At 66.2% G+C, this 21162-nt stretch carries 15 protein-coding genes and 1 pseudogene; 4 read left to right on the forward strand and 12 right to left on the reverse strand.

Features of this window, described 5'->3' with window-relative positions:
• From AWC03_RS10075 to pruA, 5 genes and pseudogenes are all read right to left on the reverse strand, one after another.
• A pseudogene (locus tag AWC03_RS10075) lies at positions 1 to 1143 on the reverse strand (HNH endonuclease signature motif containing protein); the annotation flags it as partial.
• A 354-nt stretch (positions 1144 to 1497) separates the two neighbouring features.
• Positions 1498 to 2193 (reverse strand): MAE_28990/MAE_18760 family HEPN-like nuclease, encoded by a 696-nt coding sequence (locus tag AWC03_RS26855; protein WP_142278366.1) that lies wholly within the window; start codon positions 2191 to 2193, stop codon positions 1498 to 1500.
• Positions 2194 to 2196: 3 nt separating this feature from the next.
• On the reverse strand, positions 2197 to 3291 hold the full coding sequence (locus tag AWC03_RS10080; RefSeq protein ID WP_085240358.1) for a DUF262 domain-containing protein: 1095 nt from the start codon (positions 3289 to 3291) through the stop codon (positions 2197 to 2199).
• Between the two features lie 192 nt (positions 3292 to 3483).
• Positions 3484 to 4446 carry a proline dehydrogenase family protein gene (locus tag AWC03_RS10085; RefSeq protein ID WP_085240359.1) on the reverse strand — a complete coding sequence of 321 codons (963 nt, stop codon included), beginning with the start codon at positions 4444 to 4446 and terminating at the stop codon, positions 3484 to 3486.
• Complete coding sequence (gene pruA / locus AWC03_RS10090) at positions 4446 to 6077, reverse strand: L-glutamate gamma-semialdehyde dehydrogenase (protein WP_085240360.1); 1632 nt, start codon at positions 6075 to 6077, stop codon at positions 4446 to 4448. Before pruA ends, AWC03_RS10085 begins: the two co-directional genes overlap by 1 nt.
• Positions 6078 to 6158: 81 nt before the next feature.
• Here pruA and AWC03_RS10095 point away from each other — a divergent pair, with 81 nt between their 5' ends.
• Both AWC03_RS10095 and fadD21 read left to right on the forward strand, forming a co-directional pair.
• Positions 6159 to 7763, forward strand: coding sequence for a PucR family transcriptional regulator (locus AWC03_RS10095; RefSeq protein ID WP_085240361.1), 1605 nt, complete (start codon positions 6159 to 6161; stop codon positions 7761 to 7763).
• Positions 7764 to 7768: 5 nt separating this feature from the next.
• Entirely contained in the window at positions 7769 to 9505 is a 1737-nt protein-coding gene (fadD21, locus tag AWC03_RS10100; RefSeq protein ID WP_085240362.1) for a fatty-acid--AMP ligase FAAL21/FadD21, read from the forward strand.
• A 140-nt stretch (positions 9506 to 9645) separates the two neighbouring features.
• On the opposite strand, the gene AWC03_RS10105 is transcribed toward fadD21, so the two are convergent.
• The 7 genes from AWC03_RS10105 to AWC03_RS10135 all read right to left on the reverse strand — a co-directional run bounded on the left by AWC03_RS10105 (position 9646) and on the right by AWC03_RS10135 (position 17569).
• On the reverse strand, positions 9646 to 11010 hold the full coding sequence (locus AWC03_RS10105) for a cation:proton antiporter (RefSeq protein WP_085240363.1): 1365 nt from the start codon (positions 11008 to 11010) through the stop codon (positions 9646 to 9648).
• Entirely contained in the window at positions 11011 to 11952 is a 942-nt protein-coding gene (locus tag AWC03_RS10110; protein ID WP_244275214.1) for a hypothetical protein, read from the reverse strand.
• A gap of 122 nt (positions 11953 to 12074) precedes the next feature.
• Complete coding sequence (locus tag AWC03_RS10115) at positions 12075 to 13013, reverse strand: sulfotransferase domain-containing protein (RefSeq protein ID WP_244275216.1); 939 nt, start codon at positions 13011 to 13013, stop codon at positions 12075 to 12077.
• Positions 13014 to 13637: 624 nt separating this feature from the next.
• Positions 13638 to 13955 (reverse strand): DUF6955 family protein, encoded by a 318-nt coding sequence (locus AWC03_RS10120; protein ID WP_085240366.1) that lies wholly within the window; start codon positions 13953 to 13955, stop codon positions 13638 to 13640.
• Complete coding sequence (sat, locus tag AWC03_RS10125; RefSeq protein WP_085240367.1) at positions 13952 to 15211, reverse strand: sulfate adenylyltransferase; 1260 nt, start codon at positions 15209 to 15211, stop codon at positions 13952 to 13954. Before sat ends, AWC03_RS10120 begins: the two co-directional genes overlap by 4 nt.
• 145 nt (positions 15212 to 15356) lie before the next feature.
• The gene (gene cysC, locus AWC03_RS10130) at positions 15357 to 16049 is read right to left on the reverse strand and encodes an adenylyl-sulfate kinase (protein WP_085240368.1); all 693 of its coding nucleotides are present in this window, start codon (positions 16047 to 16049) and stop codon (positions 15357 to 15359) included.
• Positions 16050 to 16144: 95 nt separating this feature from the next.
• The gene (locus AWC03_RS10135) at positions 16145 to 17569 is read right to left on the reverse strand and encodes an MFS transporter (RefSeq protein ID WP_085240369.1); all 1425 of its coding nucleotides are present in this window, start codon (positions 17567 to 17569) and stop codon (positions 16145 to 16147) included.
• 1115 nt (positions 17570 to 18684) lie between these two features.
• On the opposite strand from AWC03_RS10135, the gene AWC03_RS10140 reads away from it, so the two are divergent.
• Both AWC03_RS10140 and AWC03_RS10145 read left to right on the forward strand, forming a co-directional pair.
• Positions 18685 to 19881: a PPE family protein gene (locus AWC03_RS10140; RefSeq protein WP_085240462.1), complete on the forward strand. Its 1197-nt coding sequence runs from the start codon at positions 18685 to 18687 to the stop codon at positions 19879 to 19881.
• An 83-nt stretch (positions 19882 to 19964) separates the two neighbouring features.
• Positions 19965 to 21125: a PPE family protein, SVP subgroup gene (locus AWC03_RS10145; RefSeq protein ID WP_085240370.1), complete on the forward strand. Its 1161-nt coding sequence runs from the start codon at positions 19965 to 19967 to the stop codon at positions 21123 to 21125.
• Positions 21126 to 21162: the final 37 nt, after the last annotated feature.

The following is a 21162-nucleotide window of genomic DNA, read 5'->3' on the forward strand; positions in this document are numbered from 1 at the left end:
GGGTGGGCGGGCGAGCGAGTGATGCCGCGCTCAGTGGTCTCCCGCTGCTGTCGGCGACGGTCAGTTGGGTTGGGGGTCCGGTGATGGTGATCAGGCCGCGGTGGTGCAGCCGGTGGTGATATGGGCAGACCAGTACCAGGTTGGCCAGCTCGGTGGGGCCGCCGTCTTCCCAGTGCCGGAGGTGATGGGCGTGCAGGCCGCGGGTGGCGCCGCAGCCGGGTACCGCGCACGTGCGGTGGCGGTGCTCGAGGGCGCGGCGAAGCCGCTGGCTGATCGTCCGTGTCGCCCGGCCGGCGCCGATGACCTCGCCGTTGCGTTCGAACCAGACCTCGCAGGTGGCGTCGCAGGTCAGGTAGCGGCGTTCGGCCTCGGTGAGCAGCGGACCCAGATGCAGCGCCGCGGCGCGCCGCTCGACGTCGAGGTGTACCACCATGGTGGTGTGCTGGCCGTGGGGGCGGCGGGCCGCTTCGGCGTCCCATCCGGTCTCGACCAGGCGCAGAAACGCCTCGAGGGTGCCCGGCACCGGCGGTGCGAGCTCTGCTGGATGTCGCCGTTGCCGCGGTCGTGTTTCCACTCGGCGATCAGCGCATCCCGATGAGACGCCAGCGCGGCGTCGAACTTCGCCGCATCCACGTGCGCGAGTTTGATCCGCCAACAGCTGAACTCGTCGCTGGAGGTCTTGGTGATCGACGGCCGCGCTTCTGGCCGGCTATCCGGTTCGGGTCGTGGCTCCAGCTTGACCGCGGTGCGCAGCTGGTTGACCGTGGCGACCCGGGCCAGCTCCGCATAGTGCTCGTCGGATCCCTCACCCGCGCGCGCCGCGATGACCCCGACCTGATCCAGCGAGAGCCGACCCTCCCGGAGGCCTTGGGCGCAGCGTGGGAACGCCTCCAGCCGGCGCGCGACATCGGTGATCGTGTGGGCGTTGGCCGACGACAAGCCCAGCTTCCAGGCCACCAGCGCCGGAACCGAGCGCGCGCCCGTGGAGCCGCAGAGCTCGTCGCGCTCCAGCTCGGCGACGATCTCCACGATGCGCCCGTCAATCGCATTGCGCTGGCCGGCCAACTCCGCCAACTCCTCGAACAACACGTCAAGACGCTCGGCAGGACTCATCGCCGGGGCGCACGATGCGATCGAGGACATGACTCCATCATTGCAGCGGGGTATGACAAAATCTGGCCGCGCGATCGGCGCACGGCGGTGGCCGTCGTCAGCCACCAAGCCGGACAACCCGATTGGTCCCCGCACGCCCCACCGCGGTTACGCTCAACGCCATTGCCTCGAGTGTGCACCCCAGGGCTCTCACTGTGCGTCCAGGGCGGTGATCGTCGGGGTCGTGTCGCCGCCCTGACGGCACACCCCAAGCCACGAGTGCACCCGGTGACCGGCCTCACGGCCTTCGCAGGTGAACTTCCGGACGGGATCGCGTCAAACCACGAGCTGATCGCGTAGTCTCATATGCGTCGCCCAGTTTGTTTGCTCTATATCTGTGTGCAGTTACGGCGATTGTGCAATCTCCGACCCCGCAGATGCAACGGCGTTTCCGCTTTTGTATGCGCCCGTACGCGCCGCTCCGACAATCACATCACGAAGATACTCCATCATTCCTAGCACTTCAGCGTGGAGTTCAGAAAATTCGCCGACCCCAGGACAGGTTTCTCGGCCGTGAGCAACAGAGTTCCGCGTATCACACAATCTTCTATCGATGAGGTTTTCGCGCAATTCAATATTAATCGAATCTAGTCCGAAATCCTGCATCATTCCGATAAGTACATGAGCGCGCAGATTCCCTTGCGTGTTTACCATTTGCGACTTCGGAAGCGGCAGGCGAAGATCACCTCTTCGCCTAATCATTTCAATGATGCCTGCTTTCGCTGCGTCATCTCCGGAATCTGCACGACGCAGCGTATGCATCAAGCATAGGCGTAAGAAATCGTCGTTAAGCTCTGATAAGCGGAGGCGCCGACGACTAACAAAATCGACATATGATTGCAAGCATTCCTTCCCATAGCCCTCCCAATGCGCGTACAACATGGCTAGCCCGGCTCTGCGTAAGCTTCGACTGACAGGTGGGCTATTCGGTAATGACTCATTCTTCTCGATCAGACCCTTGAGAGCACTCAATTCGACACGACGCCATGCGAGCGCTTCGTCAAGGCGGTCCTGTAACTCGTCGACAGTACGCGCTGCCATGAATCAATCTCCGGCGAAATAGGAACGAGCCCGCACAATGAGCCGAGGCACCCGCCGCCTGGGGCTGATGCCCGTGCCAGAATTGTCACGGAAGTCGGGAGCAACCCAAATAGATCGTATCTTCGCCGCTAGAGTATCCGGGCGTTCTTTCCATGCGTCAAAGTTGGCGGCAACCCCGGACGTAATGAATTCATAGCCTGAGATTGAGAACGGACCGAGATGCCTATTGCCGTCGTAACGCCGGAAAGCATCTTCTCCCAAAGCGCGATCAATTAGATCGAAACATTCACGGAAAGCAATTGGGTCAATTGCTTCTGGCCCATCACTTGAAGCGGTCTTTCGAAGCCAATCCGTCAAGTACTCCCCGTACTCTGAGCGCAATTCGGCTTCCCCTCCGTCGTACGCCCGCTGAGAAAAAAATCTTAACACGAGCTCCTGTCTATATGCTTGGCTTTCCTTTTGATCCGATAGTGGCACGGTGCTCGTAAAGGGGCCGTAGGTTGATAATTGGTCAAGCATAGAATATAAATTGGGGTTTAGCATCACAAGTAAACAGTTGCGCGCTTCCTGCGGCGACAATTGAGAGCCAGAGTTCAGGCGTTGGAACAAGTCGTACTTGGCATTTTTATCTGACTCTTTTCGTATTATGCGAAACTCTATTTTCGATCGTTTGAAATCGCGTTGCATAGCGGAAGTGAATGCCCGATCGCCCTCTTCTTCGCTCTGCCAACGGTAACCCTCGAGATCGGGAAGATATTCCGTTGCTAGCAGAGGCTCTGCAGCCACCAGCTTGTTTTTATGATCACGATAGACACCTACGAACTGCAGTATTGTCGAAAGCCGCTGTACCCCATCAATAACATCCCACACGCCATCATCCCGCTGTGATACGAAAATTGGGGGTATCGGAATGCCTAACAACACCGACTCGATAAGCCTTGATTTCTGACCCATGTCCCATCGAAAGATTCGCTGGAATTCCGGATGAATGTCGAGGTCACCATCTCTATACATGGATATAACTTCGCCGATCGACATGCCGTATCCGTCGGTATGAATCTCTTTTGCGCGGCTGCTGATCTGCTCCTGCAAACCCATTAGGACCCACCCTTAATTAACCTCGTCTTGCGCCGCCGATATCAGAGCAATCGGATGCGCGTCCGGCGCTAAGCGTATGAAGTGTAGCCGGGGCCCGTGGATCGGTGAGCCGATCGCTGTGTACACAGCAAGATCTGTAAATGCGCTAGGCGCAGGGACGGGCTGAACTCACCAGCGGCCGTCGGTGCACATTCAGTGACCGCGCTGGGCCAGCGCCCGCAGGAAGAACGTCAGGTTCGCGGGCCGCTCGGCCAGGCGGCGCATGAAATAGCCGTACCACTGGGTGCCGAACGGCACGTAGACGCGGACCCGGTTGCCGGAGTCGGCCAGCCGTCGCTGCTCGCCGTCGCGGATGCCATACAGCATCTGGTACTCGAAATCGGTTGCGCCCCGGCCTGCTTCGCGGGCCAGCGCGGGCACCGCCTCGATGATCGCCGGGTCGTGCGAAGCCACCATGGGGTAGCCCGAACCGGTCATCAACACCCGCAGGCAACGCAGGTAGGAATCGGTCACCGCGGCCGGGTCGCGATAGGCCACCGCCGCCGGTTCGTCGTAGGCGCCCTTACAGAGCCGGACCCGCGCCCCGGCGGCGGCCAACTCTGCGCAATCGGCCGGCGTGCGCCGCAGGTAGGCCTGCAACGCCACGCCCAGCCATCCGAAGTCGTGCCGCAGATCGCGCACGATCGCCAGCGTGGAGTCCGTCGTCGTGTGGTCTTCGGCGTCCACCGTCACCCACACGCCGGCCCGCTGCGCCGCTGCGCAGATCGCGAAGGCGTTCTCCCGGGCGATCTTCTCCCCGTCGCCACCCAGCGCCTGCCCCAGGGCCGACAGCTTCAGCGACACCTCGAGCGGCCGGCCGGCGGAGCGATCGTCGAACCGCGCCAGGCGGTCGATCAGGTCGAGATACACCGTCACCGCCGCGGTGGCGGCGCCGGCGTCGGTCACGTCTTCGCCGAGGTAGTCGAGGCTGACGCACCGGCCCGAAGCGCGAAGCGCCGCAACGCTGCCCAGCGCGCTGTCGATCGTCTCACCGGGAACGAAGCGGTGCACCACCCGACGGGTGATCGGCAGGCCTTCGGCGGCCCGGCGCAGTCCGGGTCGCCGGCTGGCGGCCATGATGGCCGGGCGCAGCGTGCTGGCGAACACGCCGGTCATCAGTCGGCGCCCATGTGCGGGTACGTGTGGTGGGTCGCCGGGACGAACGTCTCCTTGATGGTGCGGGCCGACGTCCAGCGCAACAGGTTCAGCACCGACCCGGCCTTGTCATTGGTGCCCGAGCCACGCGAGCCCCCGAACGGCTGGCGCCCGACGACCGCGCCGGTGGGTTTGTCGTTGACGTAGAAGTTGCCGGCGGCGAAGCGCAAGCGCTCCTGGGCTGTCAGCACCGCCTCGCGGTCGTCGGCGATCACCGCGCCGGTCAGCGCGTACCGCGAGCCGCCGTCGATCACACCGAGGATTCGCCCGTAATCCTCGTCGGGGTAGACATGTACCGACAGCAGCGGGCCGAAGTACTCGGTGGCGAACGACTCGTCGGCCGGATCGTCGGACAGCAGCACGGTGGGGCGCACGAAATAGCCGACGCTGTCGTCGTATTCGCCGCCCACCGCGATGGTGACGTGGGCGGCGCTCTTCGCCCGCTCGATGGCTTTGACGTTCTTGGCGAACGCCCGCTCGTCGATCAGCGCCCCGCCGTAGTTGGTCAGGTCGGTGACATCGCCGTAGCGCAGCGCGGCGGTCTGGCCCAGGAAGTCGTCGCCGATGCGCCGCCACACCGAGTGCGGGATGAACGCCCGCGACGCCGCCGAGCATTTCTGGCCCTGGTAGTCGAACGCGCCGCGAATCAGCGCGGTGCGCAGCACATCCGGCCGCGCCGACGCGTGCGCCAGCACGAAGTCCTTGCCGCCGGTCTCGCCCACCAGCCGCGGATAGCTGTGGTAGCGGCCGATATTGGCGCCCACCTGCTGCCAGAGGCGCTGGAAGGTGGCCGTGGACCCGGTGAAGTGGATGCCGGCCAGCCGCGGGTCGGCCAGCGCCACGTCGGACACCGCGAACCCGTCGCCGGTGACCAGGTTGATGACGCCGGGCGGCAGTCCCGCGGCCTCCAGCAGCCGCATGGTCAGGTAGGCCGACAGCGTCTGGGTGATCGACGGCTTCCACACCACCGTGTTGCCCATCAGCGCCGGTGCGGTCGGCAGGTTGCCGGCGATGGAGGTGAAGTTGAACGGGGTGATGGCGTAGACGAACCCGTCGAGCGGGCGGTAGTCACTGCGGTTCCACTCCCCGGGCCCGCTGATCGGCTGCTGCGCCAGGATCTGCCGCGCGAACGCCACGTTGAACCGCCAGAAGTCGATCTGCTCGCAGGGCGAGTCGATCTCGGCCTGGTAGGCGGACTTGGACTGGCCCAGCATCGTCGCGGCGGCGATCCTCTCCCGCCACGGCCCGGCCAGCAGGTCGGCGGCCCGCAGGAACACCGCCGCGCGTTCGTCGAAAGGCATTGCCGCCCAAGCGGGTTTCGCGGCCATGGCGGCGTCGATGGCCGCCGACGCGTCGGCGTGCACCGCATTGGTCAGGGTGCCCAGCGTGGCGGTGTGCCGGTGCGGCTGGACGACGTCGATGCGGTCGCCGTCGCCCATCCGGTGTCTACCGCCGATGACGTGCGGGAGGTCGATCGGCTGAGCGGCCAGCGCGGCCAATTCGGCGCGCAGCCGCTCGCGTTCCGGGGATCGCGGCGCATAGTCATGGACCGGCTCGTTGGCCGGCAGCGGCACCTGGGTTATCGCGTCCATCCTGCCAGGATCCTCGCGGCGGCGACCCGCGGAGTTAGCCAATCAGACAGGAGTGAGGCCGCAGGCTAGTACGATCGGACAATGGCCGGTGTGGGGCTGGGCCAGCTGTTGCTTGCGTTGGACGCGACCCTGGTCAGCCTGGTGGAAGCGCCGCGGGGCCTCGACCTCGCGGTGGGTTCGGCGGCGCTGATCGACAGCGACGACGTTCGGCTCGGCCTGGCGGCGGCCGCGGGCTCGGCGGACGTGTTCTTCCTGCTCGGCGTGGGCGACGACGAGGCGTTGCGGTGGATGGGCAAGCAGGCCCGCGAGCGTGTTCCGGTGGCGGTGTTCGCCAAGGAGCCGTCGAGCGCTTTGGTGAGCGCGGCGGTCGAAGCCGGCTCGGCGGTGGTCGCCGTCGAGCCGCGGGCCCGGTGGGAGCGGCTCTACCAATTGGTCAATCACGTGCTCGAGCACCACGGGGACCGCGCCGGCGAGGCCGAGGATTCGGGCACCGACCTGTTCGGCCTGGCGCAGTCGCTGGCCGACCGCATTCACGGCATGGTCAGCATCGAGAACGCCCAGTCGCACGTGCTGGCGTATTCGGCCTCCAACGACGAAGCCGACGAGCTGCGCCGCCTGTCCATCCTGGGCAGGGCGGGGCCGCCCGAACATCTCGAATGGATCGGCCAGTGGGGCATTTTCGACGCGCTGCGGGCCAGCGATCAGGTGGTGCGCGTGGCCGAGCGTCCCGAACTCGGCCTCCGGCCGCGACTGGCCGTCGGCATCTATCAACCCGACTCGCGGCGAGCACCGGCGTTCGCCGGCACCATCTGGGTGCAACAGGGCACGTCACCGCTCGCCGAAGACGCCGAACAGATGTTGCGCGGTGCGGCGGTGCTGGCCGCGCGCATCATGGCGCGATTGGCGGCCCGGCCGTCCACGCACGCCCGGCGGGTGCAGCAGTTGCTGGGCCTGGGCGACGGCGAACCCGACGTCGCCGCCGTCGCCCGCGAACTCGGCCTCACCGCCGACGGCGAGGCGGCGCTGATCGGCTGGGACACCGCGGAGACCGCCGGCAACCCGCCCCGCCAGGCCCGATTGGCCGATGTGATGGCGCTGAGCGCCAGCGCCTTTCGGCGCGACGCCCAGGTGGGGACGCGTGGATCGCGGATCTACGTGCTGCTGCCCCAGACACAGCCCCGCTCGGTCGCGTCGTGGGTGCGCGGCACCGTCGCGGCGATGCGGGCCGAGCTGGGGGTGCAGCTGAGAGCCGCCATCGCGGCTCCCGTCGCCGGCCTCGCCGGGATCGCCGCGGCGCGCACCGAGCTGGACCGCGTGCTGGACAGCGCTGCGCGGCATCCCGTTTCGATTCCACAGGTGACGACGCTGGCCGAGGCACGCACCACGGTCCTGCTCGACGAGATCCTCACCCTGGTCGCCCGCGAAGACCGACTGGTCGATCCGCGCATCGTCGAACTGCGCGCCCGGGAGCCGGTGCTGGCCGAGACCCTGCGGGTGTATCTGGACGGCTTCGGCGACGTCGCGGCCGCCGCTCGGTCGCTGCACGTGCACCCCAACACGGTTCGCTACCGCGTGCGGCGCATCGAACGGTTGTTGTCGACGTCACTGGCCGATCCCGAGGTGCGGCTGCTGTTTTCGCTCGGCCTCCGGCTGCCGGGTGGCCTCCCGCGGGAGGCGGTAACCTAACGCGCATGTCGAACTCGTCCGTGGTCGCCCTGGTGCGCGAACGCGCCGGCCTGCAGCCCGACGACGTGGCGTTCCGCTATACCGACTACGAACAGGATTGGGCCGGCGTCACCGAGGCGTTGACGTGGGCGCAGCTGTACCGGCGGACGCTGAACGTCGCGCACGAGGTCAGGCGGCACGGTGCCGTGGGAGACCGGGCCGTGATCCTCGCTCCGCAGGGGCTGGCCTACATCGTGGCGTTCCTGGGCGCGATGCAGGCCGGCTTGATCGCGGTGCCGCTGTCGGTGCCCGCGCCCGGCTCGCACGACGAACGGGTGAGCGCCGTCCTGGCGGACACCACGCCCACCGTCGTCCTCACAACGTCCGCGGTGGCGGCAACCGTCACCGACTACCTGCGGCAACCGGGCTCCGCCACCGCCGCCGTCATCGAGGTCGACGCGCTGGATTTGGACGCCGCAGGCGCACCGGGTATCCGGGCCGGCGCCGCCCCCGACACGGCGTACCTGCAGTACACCTCCGGCTCAACGCGGCTGCCCGCCGGGGTGATGATCTCGCACCGCAACCTGCAGGTGAACTTCCGGCAACTGATGTCCGACTATTTCGTCGAGGCCAACGGCGTGCCGCCGCGCGACACGGCCGTGGTGTCGTGGCTGCCCTTCTATCACGACATGGGTCTCGTGCTCGGCGTGATCGCGCCCATTCTCGGCGGCTACCGCGGTGACCTGACGAGCCCGGTCGCCTTCCTGCAGCGCCCCGCGCGGTGGATCCACGCGTTGGCCAACGCCGGACCGGTGATGTCGGCGGCACCCAACTTCGCCTTCGAGCTGGCCACCCGCAGGACGTCGGATGCCGACCTGGAAGGCGTCGATCTGGGCAACGTCCTGGGCATCGTCAGCGGGGCCGAGCGCATCCATCCCGCCACCCTGGACCGGTTCTGTAAACGGTTCGCGCCGTACAACTTCCGGGCAGACATGATGCGTCCCTCCTACGGCCTGGCCGAGGCGACCGTCTACGTCGCCAGCCGCACCAAGGGCGGCGTCCCGGAGGTCGCGCACTTCGAACCCGAGCAGCTGTCGGAGGGCACCGCGCAGCGGTGTTCGGCGCAGAACGGCTCGCCGCTGGTGAGCTACGGCATGCCGGCGTCGCCGACCGTGCGGATCGTCAACGCGGACACCGCCAGGCAATGCCCGCCGGGAACGGTCGGCGAGATCTGGGTCCACGGCGAGAACGTGGCCGGCGGCTACTGGCGAAAGCCGGAGGAGACCGAGCGGACCTTCGGCGGGATCGTGGCCGACCCGTCACCGGGCACGCCCGCGGGGCCGTGGCTGCGCACCGGCGATCTCGGCTTCGTCTCCGAGGGCGAGATGTTCATCGTGGGCCGGATGAAGGACCTGCTGATCGTCTACGGGCGCAACCACTATCCCGAGGACATCGAGTCGACGGTGCAAGGGATCACCGGCGGCCGGGTCGCGGCGATCTCCGTCCCGGTGGACGAGTCCGAAAAGCTGGTGACCATCATCGAATTGAAGAAGGGCAACGATTCCGACGAGGAAGCGTTGCGCCGGCTTGACGCCGTCAAAAACGATGTCACCGCGGCGATTTCGAGCTCGCACGGACTCAATGTCGCTGATCTGGTCCTGGTCCCGCCGGGGTCCATCCCCACCACGACGAGCGGCAAGATCCGGCGGGCCGCCTGCGTCGAGCAATACCGCCGCCAGCAGTTCGCCCGGTTGGACGCCTGAGCGCCCGGCGCCCCAACCGGTCTGTGAGCCGAACAGCGCGCTGCCACAAGCCCGTTCACACACACCCGGATCGCGACGCTGCGATCGGCTGTGTGCGGAGATGAAGTCCGATCCAACGACGAGCTGAGGGGCGGCGCCCCCTACGATCCCGGGGCGTGCTGGCCCTCCAACCCGCTGGAGACGACATCCGTTTCGTCATGCACGACGTCCGGCCCGGCCGCCTGATCGCTCGGGGTGGTGACGTCCCCCGCTTCCGCGGCCACATCCGATTTGAGCAGCGGCCAGCCCTTGCGCAGGACGTAGTCCAGCCAGGCGCCGGCGAGCTGCGAGGTGAGCACCGCGGCGACGACCAGCGTGGTGTAGAACTTCGAGCTGATGATGCCGGCGTCGAACGCGACGCTGGCCAGCACGATGCCCGGGCCACCGCGAGCGTTGGTGGTGATCCCGAGGTTGACCAAATCCAGGCCCCGAAAGCCGGCGAGCCGTCCGGCGAGCCCCACCGACAGCATCTTCACCACGCAGGTGCCGACGATGAAGATGGCCATCATGGGCAGCGAGACGCCGCGGATGAGGTCCAGCTTCAGCCCGACGATGGCGAAGTAGACCGGGATGAAGAAGGCGAAGGAGACCTTGCTGATGGCGTCCAGGGAATCATCGAAGATCCGGTGGCTTTGGTCCACCAGGGCGAAACCAGCGAGGAACGCGGCGAACACCAGGTTGACGTCGAGCGCGCCGGCCACCGCGCAGTAGGCCAGCAGGACCGCGATGGCGTAGCCGGTGGGCGAGTGCTGCGCGAGCACGTTCCAGCGGGACTTGTTCATCAGCTTGATGGCGCGCGGGACCACCGTGAGCCCGAGGGCGAAGTAGGCCACCGTCACCAGCAGGTGCAAACCCATCTGCCACGGGTGCAGGTGGGACTTGGCGGCGATCGAGGTCGCGATCGCGAGCGCCAGCCACAACACGATGTCCTCGAGCACGGCAACGCCCAGGATGAGCCGCGCGAACCGCGTGTCCAGGATCTTGAGGTCGGCGAAGATCTTCGACACCACCGGCACCGAGGTGACGGCGACGCCGACCGCGAGAATGATGATGAGCGAAATGCGGTTGCCGTGCGGACCGGCCAGGCTGGGACGAATCAGGTGCGGACCGAAAACGAGCCCCAGCGCGAACGGGATGCCGGTGCCGACGATGACCAGCCAACTCACGGTGCGCCGCTCGCCCTTGCCGAACAGCTGTTGCACCTCGGCGCCGGAGACGAACATCAGCAGCAACAGACCCAGCCAGTAGATGAAGCTCAGGATGTGGTTGTTGTGCCGGGCCGTGCCCATCAGGTGCTCGAAGAACGGTAGCCGGCCGAGTAGCGCCGGGCCCAGCACGATGCCGGCCAAGATTTCGCCGACCACTTTCGGTTGGCCAAGCTTCATGAATATGTAGCCCAGGCATTGAGCCAGCCCCACCAATAAGAGCAGGACGACGATGACGGCAGTCAATTGCGCGTTCGACACTTATGCACTCCTCATCATTTTGGGGACACGCCGGCCAGCGCGGCCTTGGCCGGTGACCCAACGTCGGTAGAGCAGAAAGGTGAGCGTCAGTACGGTGGTCCCGATTGCCACGGAAATCGGGTATTTGATGTTGGGCGCATGAATCACCAACGGCAGCAGTCCGAGTGCCAGCGCGGGCGGCATGTGCAGGTGCAGTAGGCGAAGCGTGATGATGCCGAACACCATCGCGCATCCGGCGGCGAGCGCGGCGCTGCCCAGCAGGTTGGCGGCGACCAGGCCGGCGCCCGACGTCACAACGCAGGCGGCGGGCAGGGCCACGGGCCGACGGGCCCAGGGGCATGTCGCGGGGTGGGCGAACATCTCGTAGGCGATGACTATGAGCGGGGGAAACAGAATGAGCCGCAGGCCCGATGCCGACGCGCAGCAGGCCATGACCGTCACGAACGCAAAGAATGGCAAAACCCACGTGGTCGCGTTCGGCAGCGATTCGAGGACGTCGTCGGTGTCCGCCGGGGCGACGCGGTGGTCGAAATATTTTCTGCGGCAGTACTTTTGCCACGGCAGCAAGATGGCCACCAGGACAAGCAGGCTCACCGCCACCGAGACGGGATAAAGCCAGCTTTTGACGCCCAGAAACAGCGGCAGGACGCCGGCCGCGATCGCGGGAGCGATATTCGATTTCAGCGCCGCGAGAAGAAGCACGCACGGCGTCACGACGAGCAGGATGGCGAGCACCCCGTAAGGCAATGTGCGGGTCACCACCGTTCCGATCGCCGCCCCCGCGACCGGCGTGATGACGAGCCGCCCCGGCTGGGCCGCCCACTTTCCCATCGGTCGAGTGAGCACGTCATGGGAAAGCGCGGCCAGTCCGGGGAAGAACAGGTAGTGCCAGCCGTGCGCCTGCGCGGCGACCACGATATAGAGCACGGCTACGGCCTCCATGACGAGGCGGTCCCGGAGTACGAGCCCTCGATCGGCCATAGCTGCCAAGCCCTCGTATCGCGTCGCGGGACTCCGCGCTGCGGCGAAGTCCCGCGACATGACGACGTTGTTCTCGAACTGACTCAGTTGCTGCCCGCGAGCCCCTCGCCCGTCTCCAACCAGTGGGCGCACTCGGGGCCCAGCTTCTCCAGCGCGAACCGGTCGAAGCGCTCGACCTGCTCCGGCGTCAACTCGCTGCGGTGATCGCGCTTGAGGCCCTTGTGGAAGAAGGCCTTGGCGCTGGACATGTGCGCGCCACCGAACGGCGCCATCTTCTCCGCCCGCTCGCTCATGTAGTCGAAGGAGCAGTGCTCGACGATGACGTCCATTTGCAGCGACGCGGGATCGATCGAGAAGAATTTCGCGAGCCGCGCGATCTGGCCCGGCAGATCCTTCTTCAGCTCCCCGTAGTGGAGCAGCAGCACATTCGGCTCGTCCTTGAGCCGCCACCACGACTTCATGACGTCGAGCAGGTCACAGCACTGGTAGCCGTCGGTGTCCAGCCAGAGGTCGAAGAACTGCTGCATGTCCTCCGGGATCACCAACGGAGCCGGGTCTCCCGACCACTCGGCGTGGATCTGGTTGATCGTCTCCATGGTCGCCGGGGAGAAGTTGTAGAGGTAGTTGTGGAAGCTGATCCCGAGGTCTTTGCCGTTCCGCCCGACGAACACGTAGCGGGCCTCGGGCCCGATCGGCAAGGCATCCGCGGGCAGATGCGATTTCATCACGCGGCGCATCCCGGCCTCGCGCTGCTCCTTCAGCACCTTGAGCATTCCGGCGTGATCGCCCCAGCTGGAATCCAGCCACGGCGACGTGTCGGAAAGGCCACCCTCCGGCTCCTCACCGTTGTGCAGAATCTGCTGGACGATCCTTTGCGTCCACGTGGTTCCCGCCTTGAACGGGTCGGCGACCACGATGTCTCCCTCGACGAAACCGCCTTGGGCCAGAAAGTCCTCCCAGACCCTGGAGTCCGAGAGGTAGTCCCGCAGAATACGGGTGGGCGCGATCAATTGCTTTTCCACAGCAGAAATGCCTTTCATCAAGAATGGTTCGCAGCAACGAGGCTCACACGCTCTGGGCAGCAACACACCTGATGAGTTGGTTCGGTAGGGGCACGGCGCGATCACCGGCCTTCCCGCCCCACAAGTCCGGCAGGGAGCGTTGCTATCCAGTTGGTCAAACGGGCCACGACTCGTCCTCCGCGGTGGAGGGCGCTCTGACCTCGAGTCTCAGGTCACATGCGGCCATGCGGTCACCCCGCAGGCAGTACGCGCCGAGTTAAACTCGTGATGATCAAAAGTATGGGCCGGTCGGCTGTCAATTTCCTGTGTCGTGGTTGGCACATTGCTGTCTATTCGTGAGCAAACGGCACCTGACGGTCGCCGGCGAGCGTCGCCCCGTTGCCGGTCGGGGCCGGCCCGCTGCCACGCCCGGCAACCGCATCCGGCAACAGGATTCCCCGACCCCGCGACACCCCCCGCAGACCAGCGCGGACGAGCACCTCATCCGCCGGCCGCCGCGACCGGGTCCGCCGGCAAATCAGATGCCTCGCACACGAAAGCGCCGACCGGCGAGTGGGGTTGTTCCCATCGCCGATCGGCACCAGCTAACGTCGGATACCTTCAGCCGGTCCCGGGGCTATGCCGTCAGGGCTGCGCTTCCTCGAGGAAGCGACCCATCACATCGGGGCCGGTGGAGTGCATGCTGATTGACAGCTCAAGGAGCCTGTCCTTCGCCTTCTTTGGCAGCAACTCGATGGATTTCGTGGTGGCCGAATCGTACTTGGCCCCTGGAAAGCGCTCGAGCACGACATTCTTCTGCTCTTCGGTCGTATAGATCTCCAGCAGCTTCATGCCGGCGAAAGCTTCCTTCGCCGCATCGGCCATCCCGGCTTGCTGCAGCGCGTCGAGCCGCTCCTCGTTGATCCAGACATTGACCTTGATTTTGTTCTCGCTACCGCTCACGAATCCTCCAATTGCTTCAACGTAAAGACCGGGCGCCTGGTCTTTAAGTATTCCTCGGTCACGAAGGGTGAGCCTGAGCCGTACTTATCGGCGCAATCCATCACCACTTCGAACACCTCGTGCCGCATCACTTTCTGCGTCGGCTTGACCTCGTCGGTCAGGATGCTGCGAATCAGGCTGCCGCTGAAGCTCTGCGATTGGTCGTCGTGACCACACAGCGCCGAGTTGGTGACTTCCAGGCACTCCGGGCAGTACCAGTTCTCCCGCAGGAACACCGGTTTGATGCCCAACTCGCTTCGATGTTGCTTGAGCAGGTTCTGCGCATCGTACGGATCGTAAAAGTCACCGACACCGGCGTGGTCCCGGCCGAACATGTGGTGCGTGCACCCGAGGTTCGTCCGCAGGATGGCGTGGAAGATCGCCTCGCGGGGGCCCGCATAGCGCATGTCCCACAGGGTGAAGGACACCTTGTGCACGTCCTCGCGGAAATAGCCGCTGTTACCCAGCTCGTTCTGGGCCAGCAGGATCGCCTCGTCGATGTAGTCGCCAACCCGCTTCTGGCCGATGATGGCGTTGACCAGCACGCCGGTGTTCAGGTTGTTGACCGGCATGTCCTCGTTCGCCGCGAACCAGGCCTGCTTCATCAGGGCTTCGTGGCCGGTGTGCGGAACGTTCCTGGTCTGATGCGCGACGACGTGCTTCCAGTCCTTGGCCGCCAGCGCTTCCTTGTGCTGCTTGGGGGTGAGCCAGAAGCTCTTGAACGGCTCGTTGAAGACCGGCTCGTTGATGAGCGTGATGTCACCGCCGATGAACCGGTTTTGGTAGGCCAGCGTCTTCTTCACCCCCGGATGGCGCGGGTCGCTGGTGCCGTACGTCTTCTCGGCCATGCGCTCGAGGTCGTACTCGTAGATCTCGGAGATCTCGAAGATGGCCATCGGCGCGTCGAGATATTCCAGAACGACGCTGTCACCCTCTTTGAGCCCCAGCTTGGCGATATCGTCGGCGGACATGTCGAAGACGATCGGGATGCTCCACAACGTCCCGTCCGGGAGCTGCATCTTGTCCAGGGTTCCGTCGACTTCGTGGCGGCCCATGAATCCCGTCAACGGGGTGAAAAAGCCATAGGACAGGCTGATCACCTCGTGCGCGGTGGCCTTCGATATCTGGATGCGCGGCATCCCCTTTATCTGAGCGGCCGCGTTCTCGGTGGCCACCCGTTCCACAATCGGTTTCCCGTTGTGTCCCGTGTAGTTCATGTCATGACCTCATTTCCGGATATGTAATCAACAACCGCATCCTCAAACGACCGGCCTCCTCAGCGGTGTCAGCGCGCCGAAACTCGAAGTGCCGCGGCCCTTTTCGTCGTATGCGTCGATGCGTTCAACGGCCTCGGATCTGGTTCTAGACTTCAACCATCCCTTCGCGAGTGTCTTGGCATCGGTCGGCGGCGGGAATCACGCCCGCGTTCTCGAGATGAGAAATCACTTCCTCGGCCAGTGTGTCCGCATCTTTGTTGCCGCCGTCGAGGTGCAATTCCGGCTGCACGGGAGCTTCGTAGGGATCGTCGATTCCGGTGAACCCCTTGATTTCTCCGGCCCTGACCTTCTTGTACAGCCCCTTGGGGTCGCGCTGCTCACAGATCTCGATGGGGGTGTCGACAAAGATCTCCATGAAATCGCCCTCATCGAGGGTGGCGCGGATCGCGTCGCGGTCGCGGCGATACGGGCTGATGAACGCGGTCAACGCGATCATGCCGGCCTCGCAGAACAATTTGGAGACCGCGCCGATACGGCGGATGTTCTCCTCGCGATCCTCCGCGGAGAATCCGAGACCGAACCGGTTGGCGAACTCGGCCCCGTGACGCTCCTTGAGCGTATCGGGGGCGGCGTTGAGCCCGAAGCGGACGTTGTCGCCGTCCAGCAGGTAGCTGCGCACGCCCCGCTGGTACAGCTTCTGCTCAACCAGGTTGGCGACCGTGCTCTTGCCGCTCGCGCTCAGGCCGGTGAACCAGATGACACATCCTTTGTGCCCGTTCAGCTTTTCGCGTTCGGCGCGACTGATCTTGTGTTCGTGCCAGGTGATGTTGTTAGACATTCGAGCTCCTCATACATTTCCCCGTGAATGGAAAGCCGGCGGTTAGAAAACAGTTGAGTAGTCGGCGGATCCGATCGTGGCGGCCGCGCGACGGTTTACGTCGTGGCCGTCCCCTCCGCAGTCGGTTGCCGCGGCGGCGGCGTCGTCGCCTGCCCGCCGCGCGGCCGCACGTAGCGGGCCCAGACCAGCAGTGCGGCGGCGACATAACACGCCAGGAACGTCCAGAAGGCCGGGGTCTCGGTGCCGGCGCTGACATAGGACTGCCGCAGCACCAGGTCGATGCCCACGCCACCCAGCGCACCGCACGCACCGGCGAAGCCGATGAGCGCACCCGATCTCACGCGGGCCCAGTGGTGCCGCTCCTCGCCGGTCAGGCCGAGCGCACGGCCGCGTTCCTCGAAGACCGAGGGAATCATCTTGTAGACCGCCCCTTTGGCCGCACCGCAGAAGATGAACAGCGCGATGAATCCGGCGATGTAGCCCTCCATCGTCATCGCGGTCACGGGCCCGCCGCGCCCGCGGGTGAAATCGTCGTGGGCGCTGACGCCGACCAGGAATCCGCCGGCCACGATCGCGGCGCCGAAGACGGCGAGCACGACGTGGCCGCCGCCGAAGCGGTCGCTCACCTTGCCACCGGCGATCCGCGCGAACGACCCGAGCAGCGGCCCGATGAACGCGACCTCGGCGGCGTGCAGCGCCGCCTGCCCGTGGCTTTGGCCGCCGGCCACGAAATTGTGCTGCAGCACCTGGCCGAAGGCGAACGCGAAGCCGAGGAAGGTGCCCGAGGCGCACATGTAGAAGAACGAGATCATCCAGGTGTCGGGCACGGTGAGAATGGACCGCAGGTTGGCCACCGAAAGACCGGTGCGGTGCGCGGCGATGTTGTCCATGAACAGCGCCGCACCGACTCCGCCGACGGCCAGCAGCACCAGATAGATGGCACACACCCAGTACGGCGCCTGGTGGCCCGCGGTGGCGAGCACCAGGAGCCCGACCACCTGGATGCCCGCCGAGCCCAGGTTGGCCATCCCGCCGATGACGCCCAGGGTCAGGCCCTTGAGCCGATGCGGGAACAGCCCGTCGACCTTGGCCAGCGAGGACGAGTAATTGCCGCCACCCAGACCGGTCAACGCGGCGCAGACCAGGTACGGCCACAGCGGCAGACCGGGATGGGCCAGGAGCACGATCGCCCCGACGGTGGGAACCAGCAGCACCGCCGCCGAAAACATCGTCCAGTTGCGGCCCCCGAACCAGTTGGCGGCAACCGCATACGGGATGCGTACCAATCCGCCGACCAGGGATGCGGTGGCACCTATCAGCAACTTGTCGCCGGTCGAAAAGCCGTAGACCGACTGCGGCATGAACAGCACCATGACCGACCACAGGTACCAAATCGAGAATGCGACATGAACGTTGACGACCTGCCAGAACAAGTTCCGGCGAGCGATGGCGCGATTACCGTTGCGCCAGGCCTCGACGTCTTCGGGGTCCCACACCGTGATGCGATGAGAACGCGCCACGCGATATCTACCTTTCTCAGACGATGTTGGCGTGGCCGTTGCGCCGCCCTGACCGCCTACCGGGCCGGGCTCTGTGGGACCCGTCAACAATGCAGTACCCGCCGATCGAACGAGCCGGCCGTGGGCGGGGCCGCCGTCGACGCATACGGTCGCGGTCGCGCCGGATCGAGCATGTGCAAACCTCCGCCTCACCTACCGCCGCAGCAACGGCCATTCGACTGCCGCATCCATACCGAAACCGCCCACCGTCGGCGGTGACGCGCAGCCACGTCGGGCATCACCACCACGGTGCGTGGACAACTGCGGTGCGCCCCATCGGCGACGCCCCTTGACCACATTGCCTGCCAGTCAAGCCGGATTCTCGCTCATGAGCAAGTTAAGATGGTCAACTTACAGGAGATTTCCAGAAAGCTTTGCCGCCACCTCCAGCCGGCGGCGATCTGAGCGACCTCGCAACCTCGCATCGGCCGGTCGGAACTCGTAGCGCCAGCAAAGACGACGGAGGAGCGATCCGGGGTTCGCCGGCGGGGCCCTTTAGGGCAAAACGCACACCATGGTGCGAGTTTCGCTAGCCGTGAATCAAATGCCGGACCCCACCCCGGGGTCGTGGCGACCATTTGCCATTGCGGCGCCCCAACCTGGCCCTACCCGGTGTTGAGGCCCGGAACCGGGGGCGATGCGCATAACTGAAGATCACTATGCCGTTAGCTGGATATCTTCTGTATATCGGCTATCCAGGTTGATGAAGCCATCTAATTCGGTTTGACTATGAAACAGATCGTGAAGTCGCGTTGCCGAGATGGCGCCGTCCTGGCAACGCGAGATGGCGGCGGGGCTCGCCATCACCGGCCGTCACAGTCGACGGCCCAACGGTCCCCCTCGAACGTGTCAGCACCCGGCTGGCCGACGCGGCATCAGCCGAGGACGCGGAGGACCACATGGGCATTCGGTCTCGGCCATACCGGGGACCCGGCCGCCCGCACGCGGGTGCACCCACGCGTCCATGCCCCGATCGGCAGCTGACAAAGCAGTCGCTGCCCGCTGCCGGCCATGCGCGGCAGCGCGACTGTACCGAGGATTCATCCACGGTGAACCCGGCTGACGAAGGGATGCGGATGCTGGATTACGGGGCGCTACCACCCGAGATCAACTCGGCCAGAATGTATGCCGGTGCCGGCTCCGGACCGATGATAGCGGCCGCCGCGGCGTGGGACGTGCTGGCCGCCGGACTGGAGGCGGCCGCGCGCAACTACTCCTCGGTGATCGCTCGGCTACAAGGCGAGGGCTGGTCCGGCGGTGCGTCCGACGCGATGGCCGGCGCGGTCGCCCCGTATGTCGCCTGGGTGATGGGCGCCGGAGCGCAGGCCGAGGAGGCCGCCGGCCAGGCTCGGGCGGCCGCGGCCGCCTACGAGTCCGCCTTCGCCGCCACGGTGCCGCCACCGGTGGTGGCGGCCAACCGCACCCAGTTGACGCAGCTGGTCGCGACCAACGTCTTCGGGCAGAACACCGCGATGATCGGCGCCACCGAGGCCGACTACCAGGAGATGTGGGCCCAGGACGCCGCCGCGATGTATGGCTACGCCACATCGTCGTCCGCCGCGACCAGGCTGACGCAGTTCAACCAGCCGCCACAGACCACCAACGCCGCCGGCTCCTCCACCCAGGCCGCCGCGGTGGCCCAGGCCACGGGTGCCTCAACCGCCGGGAATTCTCAAACCACCCTGTCCCAGGTGATGTCCGCGGTGCCCCGACAACTGCAGAGCCTCGCCTCAAGCGGATCGTCGGGCTCGTCGACAACGTCGGCGTCATCGGCAATCCTCAACGGATTCAGCAACTTCAACACGGTGACCGGGCCGGTGAGCCTCGGTGGCGGCATCAGCCGGACCATCACCTCGGGCGGAAGCTTCGGCACCGGGCTTTTCCGGTCGAACCTCCAGTCGGCCGCCGACGTCGCCAAGGGGGCCGCGGGCGCGGCGGCCAAGGCGGCGAGCAGCACGACGAGCGTGGGTGTTCCGGGTCCGGTGCTCGCCAGCGCGGGTAACGCGACCGCGGTGGGGAAACTGACGGTCCCGCCGAGCTGGGCGACGGCGAATCCGGCCGTCAGCCTGGCCGCCGAACAGCACTGGCTGTCGGACACCGAGCTCGACGGTCCGTCCTGGCATGAGGGCCCACCGACGAACATGTTCAACGGCGTGCCGGCCGGAGCAGCCGCCGGCACATCGTCGGGGCTGTTGTCGCGCCCCTCGGTCAACAACGTGCTGCGCGTGACGCCGCGTCAATTCAGGATGCCCCGCCCCTCCGCCGGCGGATAGTCCGCCCTACCGCAAATTCCACGATGCAGAACCGCCCTGACCGACAGGGCGGCGGTTGACAGACGCTTGAGAAAGGAAGGCCGATGCTCGATTTCGGGGCGCTACCGCCCGAGATCAACTCGGCCAGAATGTATGCCGGCCCCGGGTCGGCGCCGATGATGGCGGCCGCATCGGCCTGGGATGCGCTTGCCGCACAACTGGAGATGTACGCGGCCGGATATTCCTCGACGCTCACCGCGCTGCAGGGCCAATGGTCCGGCGGGTCGTCGATGGCGATGGCCGCGGCGGCCGCGCCGTATGTGGCCTGGGCGACCGCGACCGCCGCGCAGGCCGAGCAGGCGGCCACCCAGGCGCGCGCGGCGGCCGCCGCCTACGAAGCCGCCTTCGCCGCCACCGTGCCACCGACGGTGGTGGCGGCCAACCGCCTTGAGCTCGCGATCCTGGTCGCCACCAACTTCTTCGGGCAGAACACGCCGGCGATCGCCGCCAACGAAGCCGAATACGCCGCGATGTGGGCCCAGGACGCCGCCGCCATGTATGGCTACGCGGCGGCCTCCTCGGCCGCCGGCGCCCTTACCCCGTTCGCCGAACCGCCCCGCACCACGAACTCCGGCGGACAATCCGCCCAGGCGGGCGCGGCGGCCCAAGCCGCGGGCACCTCCGCGGGCGAGACCCAGGCAACCATGTCGCAGCTGATGACGGTGCTGCCGCAACAGCTGCAAACGCTCGCCGCGGGGGCACCGACGCCCGCGGCCGGCCCTCCCGCGGGAACGGCGTCAATAGTCAACGCCTTCAGCATCTTCAACACCCTGGTCACCAACCCGGCGCAACCGTTCTGGTCGACCACCTACGCGGTGTTCTCGGCCGGCCACTACGGCACGGGGAACTTCTTGCTGAACCACCAGCTGGCCAAGATCGCCGCGAAGGCCGCCGCCAACGCAGATGTGGTGTCCCCAGCCGCCGTTCGCGGCCCGGTGCTCGCGAGCGTGGGCAAGGCGGCGCCGGTGGGAAAGCTGTCGGTCCCGCAGAGCTGGGTGGCCGCCAACCCGGTGGCCGACCCCGGCGGCGGCCCAATTCCGTTGGCGGGAGCCGACGCGCGGGTCGTCCCGGCGGCCGAGACGACCGCACCGGGCAACACGTTGGGGGGGCTGCCGACGGGCCGCGCGGCCCAGCGGACCGGAGTCCCGGTGCTGCGCAATGGACGTCGCACCTTCACGATGCCCCGTCCCCTCTACGGCGGATGACCGACGACCGCACACAGCGATGCGGTCAGGATCGGCA

Origin of the sequence: Mycobacterium europaeum (assembly GCF_002102155.1) — a bacterium.
GTDB lineage: Bacteria > Actinomycetota > Actinomycetes > Mycobacteriales > Mycobacteriaceae > Mycobacterium > Mycobacterium europaeum.